At 68.3% G+C, this 2,783-nt stretch carries 4 protein-coding genes; all 4 read left to right on the top strand.

Features of this window, described 5'->3' with window-relative positions:
* Nucleotides 1-166 precede the first annotated feature (166 nt).
* Nucleotides 167-961 (top strand): ABC transporter substrate-binding protein, encoded by a 795-nt coding sequence (locus AC3XYG_RS18480; RefSeq protein ID WP_489141323.1) that lies wholly within the window; start codon nt 167-169, stop codon nt 959-961.
* 108 nt (nt 962-1,069) lie between these two features.
* A complete protein-coding gene (locus tag AC3XYG_RS18475) occupies nt 1,070-1,753 on the top strand; it encodes an amino acid ABC transporter permease (RefSeq protein WP_489141322.1) in 684 nt (227 codons plus the stop codon).
* A complete protein-coding gene (locus AC3XYG_RS18470; protein WP_489141321.1) occupies nt 1,750-2,427 on the top strand; it encodes an amino acid ABC transporter permease in 678 nt (225 codons plus the stop codon). The genes AC3XYG_RS18475 and AC3XYG_RS18470 overlap by 4 nt, the downstream gene beginning before the upstream one ends.
* A gap of 37 nt (nt 2,428-2,464) precedes the next feature.
* Nucleotides 2,465-2,783 (top strand): ATP-binding cassette domain-containing protein (locus tag AC3XYG_RS18465; protein WP_489141320.1); only part of this gene is annotated, 319 nt, incomplete at its 3' end.

Raw genomic sequence — 2,783 nt, 5'->3', positions numbered from 1 at the left:
ATTCCTGGCGGAGCTGGCCAAGCGCGGCATCCGGGTGGCCGACACCACGGCCTGGGACCCTTAGGCGACACGAATCTTCGGGCGATCGGCCGTGGTCGGCATGGCCGCGGCGGTGCCCCAAGGAGAGCCCGAAACGGGCGGCGGACATGACAAGGAGGAACGACGCATGAAGATCGGCAAATGGCTCGTGGCAGGATTGGCGCTCCTGCCGATGCTCGGCATCGGCGGCGCGAGGGCTGGGACGCTGGACGACATCACGTCGCGCGGTGAGCTGCGCGTGGCGGTGCAGACGCAGGGCCCGCCCTATTCCATGGTCGACAAGAACGGCGCACGGACCGGCAGCTCGGTCGAGCTGGCCGAGCTGATGGGCAAGGAAATGGGGGTGAAGGTCACCTTCCTGGACTTCGACTGGGACGGGCTGATCCCGGCGCTGCTGTCCGGCAAGGCCGACCTCCTGGTCGGCGACATGACCCCGACCCTGGCGCGGGCCATGAAGGTCGGCTTAACCAAGCCGTTCATGTACACGGGCAGCGCCGTCTTCGCCAAGACGGGCGGCAAGTTCAGCTCGACCGCGGACTGCAAGGCGCCGGGCACCCGGATCGCCGTGCTGCTGGGCGCCACCGGCGAGAAGGAAGCCAAGGCCGCCTTCCCGGATGCCGAGATCAAGAGCTACAAGGGCGGCGGGCCGCTGCTGCTCGATGCGGTGAACAACGACCAGGCGGATTGCGGCGTCAACGACGTCTCCGCCGTGACCGGCCAGTCCAGTGCCTACCCGGCCGGCACCTTCACGATCATGCCGCAGATCCTGTCCAAGGAGCCGCTGGCCTTCGCCGTGCGCTACGATTCGCAGGACCTGCTGATCTGGATGAACCTGTTCCTCGACCAGACGACGCTCGACGGCCGCCTGCAGAAGAACCTCGATTACTGGGTCAATTCGGACGACTGGAAGAAAGACCACTGACCCGAACGACAGGTTTCGGGCGGATCCGCACGGCCATCGGGCCGGGCGGGTCCGGGCCCCGAAGGATGGCCGGTCGCATGGCTGGCAGAGGGGGAGGGGCGGCAGACCATGCTCGGTAACTTCAGCTTTCGCGTGATCCTGGAATCCCTGCCCGCCTTCGGGTCCGGGCTGGCGACCACGCTGTGGCTGTCCCTGCTCGCCTTCGCCGGGGCCCTGGCGGTCGGGATCATCGCCTGCGCCCTGAAGCTGCAGCACAGGGCGCTGCTGCGCGCCCCGGCGGTGGTCTTCATCGACGCGATCCGCGCCACGCCGCTGCTGGCGCAGCTGTACTTCCTGTATTTCGGGCTGCCCCGGCTCGGCATCGTCCTGCCCGAGCTGGTCGTCGGCATCCTGGCCCTGTCGCTGAACAGCGGCGCCTATGTCGCCGAAATCATCCGGGCGGGCATCCTGTCGATCCCGCGCGGGCAGGTCGAGGCCGGCATCTCCTCCGGCATGACCTTCGCCCAGCGCATGCGCCTCGTCATCCTGCCGCAGGCCTTCAAGGTGACGATCCCGCCGCTGCTGGGCCAGGCGATCGTGCTGGTGAAGGATTCCGCGCTGCTGTCGCTGATCGCCGTCGCCGAACTGACCCGCGCCGGGCAGAGCCTGGCCTCCGACCGCTTCATGCCGGCGGAGGCCTTCATCACCACCGCCGCCTGCTACCTCATCCTCTATTACGGCCTGAAGGCCCTGGCGGCATTGTCGGCGCGCTGGGTCGGCCTGCAGCCGGCCCGCCGGGATAGGCCCGCATGATGATCTGGCAACAGCTGCAAAGCCTCGTCGGCAGCTATCCCCTGGCGCTCCGCGGCCTGGGCACCACCGTGGCGGTGTCGCTGATCGGCCTGCTTGCCGGGTCGCTGGTCGGCTTCGCCATGGGCATGCTGCGGGCCGGGGGCAATCGCGTGGTGCGGCTGGTGATCGGGGCATGGGTCGACCTGATCCGGGGCACGCCGTTCCTGGTGCAGATCTTCCTGATCTTCTTCATCCTGCCGGAGGCCGGCATCGAGCTGGAGGCGTTCACCGCCGGCGTCATTGCGCTCAGCAACCTGGCGGCCTGCTTCATCTGCGAGATCGTGGCGGGCGGCATCGGCGCGGTGCCCAAGGGCCAGGTCGAGGCGGCGCTGGCCTCCGGCCTGTCGCGGTGGCAGCGGATGCGGCATGTGGTGCTGCCCCAGGCGATGCGGATCATCCTGCCGCCGCTGGTCGGCCAGTACGTGCTGCTGATCAAGGATTCTTCGGTCGTGTCCGCGATCGGGCTGACCGATTTGACCCGGGTCGGCTGGCTCGTGGTGCAGCGCGTGCCCAACGGGCTCCTGGTCTTCGGCCTCGTCGGCCTCGGCTATTTCATCGTGTGCTATCCGCTGCTCGCCATCGCCCGCCGGATCGAACGCCGCATGGGTGCCGCCCATGCCGAAATCCAGCTGTGACGACGCGCCGGCCGCGCATCCAGGAGGGCAGCAGACCGTGATCGAATTCCGCGGCGTCAACAAATGGTTCGGCCCACTGCATGTGCTGCGCGAGGTGACGCTCGACGTGCAGCCCAAGGAGGTGGTGGTGGTCTGCGGCCCGAGCGGCTCGGGCAAGAGCACGCTGATCCGCTGCATCAACGGGCTGGAGACGATCAAGAGCGGCGACCTCGTGGTCGACGGCCAGCGCCTGGGCGACCCCGCCACCGACATGCCGCGGCTGCGCACCGAGATCGGCTTCGTGTTCCAGCAGTTCAACCTGTACCCGCACAAGACCGCGCTGCAGAACGTCACGCTGGCGCCGATCCATGTGCGCC

This window comes from Inquilinus sp. (genome assembly GCF_057815775.1).
Note: the sequence above shows the minus strand (reverse complement) of the source record. Positions and strands in the feature narration are given on the sequence as shown.

Excerpts from the sequence above, each read along its gene's own strand:
- AC3XYG_RS18480 (WP_489141323.1), top strand. The coding sequence starts at position 167 with ATGAAGATCGGCAAATGGCTCGTGGCAGGATTGGCGCTCCTGCCGATG.
- AC3XYG_RS18475 (WP_489141322.1), top strand. The coding sequence starts at position 1,070 with ATGCTCGGTAACTTCAGCTTTCGCGTGATCCTGGAATCCCTGCCCGCC.
- AC3XYG_RS18470 (WP_489141321.1), top strand. The coding sequence starts at position 1,750 with ATGATGATCTGGCAACAGCTGCAAAGCCTCGTCGGCAGCTATCCCCTG.